2 protein-coding genes are annotated in these 1099 nt (G+C 41.4%); both read left to right on the forward strand.

The features are described from left to right. The first annotated feature begins 204 nt into the window (after positions 1-204). Positions 205-561: an ATP-dependent Clp protease adaptor ClpS gene (locus KO515_RS02620; RefSeq protein WP_354668261.1), complete on the forward strand. Its 357-nt coding sequence runs from the start codon at positions 205-207 to the stop codon at positions 559-561. A gap of 9 nt (positions 562-570) precedes the next feature. After that, positions 571-1099, forward strand: a 529-nt coding sequence (gene recR, locus KO515_RS02625) for a recombination mediator RecR (protein WP_215934833.1), incomplete at its 3' end; no start/stop codon positions are given.

Genomic DNA, 1099 nt, shown 5'->3' on the forward strand with positions numbered 1-1099 from the left:
GGTAAGGGGTGCCTGTATAACTTTCTGCTGTAGAGATGACGAGGTTGATTTCACGTAGTTTCTTTTTCTTTTTTTTACTCTGCCCATGTGCTGTCTGATAGAACCCCATCACGGTGATACTTAAGAAGAGTATTAAAATTTTTTGCATACGAGCACTTTCTTTATCAGGTATCCAAGTATTATGCCATTGTCAATTGCCTTACTTTGCAGCTAATACTCGCGAATAAATTTAGAGTTTATTGTCTTTATTCTAATTTTGTGATCGTAAAAATTAATCAAAAAGTTATGTCTTGGCAGTTTGAAGAAGAAGAGATCGTATTAATCGAAGAAAAAGAAGACGAAGCAAAGGGCTTAGTTGTGTTCAATGATGACGTCAATTCTTTTGATCACGTGATTGATATTCTGATCAAAGTCTGTAAGCATGAAAGAATACAAGCCGAACAGTGTACCTATATTATTCATTTTAACGGGAAGTGTGAAGTGAAAAAAGGGACCTACAAAGCGCTGAAACCAATGAAGGAAGCTATTCTAGATGAAGGCATCAATGCGTCGATTGTATAACTTGCGGAGATGGAATTTCCGAGCGAACTTATAGAGGAGGCGGTTAGAGAGATCTCTAAGCTCCCAGGTATTGGTAAGAAGACCGCACTGCGTCTAGCATTGCATTTGCTCAAGGAGAAGGAATCTGCCACCGAGAATTTATCAGAGTCTCTGCTGAGACTACGCAAAGAGACCCAATACTGTGGCACTTGCCATGTGATCTCCCATACGACTGACTGCACCTGCCGCACGATCAACACCGATCCCTCTGTGATCTGTGTTGTCGTAGATACGCCTGATATGCTAGCGATACGTAGCACAGGGCAGTACAAAGGGACTTTTCATGTATTGGGGGGAGTGATATCACCCATCGAAGGGATAGGACCAGAGGATTTGCATATTGATTCGTTAACCACCCGTATCCAAGCTTCTGAAGGAGAGGTAAAGGAGGTTATATTGGCACTCAGTGCTACGATGGAGGGTGATACTACTTCTTTTTACATTTCCAGAAAATTAGAAAACCTTGGTGTGACTATCTCTACAATTGCCAGAGGAATCC

It is taken from the genome of Winogradskyella psychrotolerans (assembly GCF_018860545.1).
GTDB classification, from domain to species: Bacteria; Bacteroidota; Bacteroidia; order Flavobacteriales; family Flavobacteriaceae; genus Winogradskyella; species Winogradskyella psychrotolerans_A.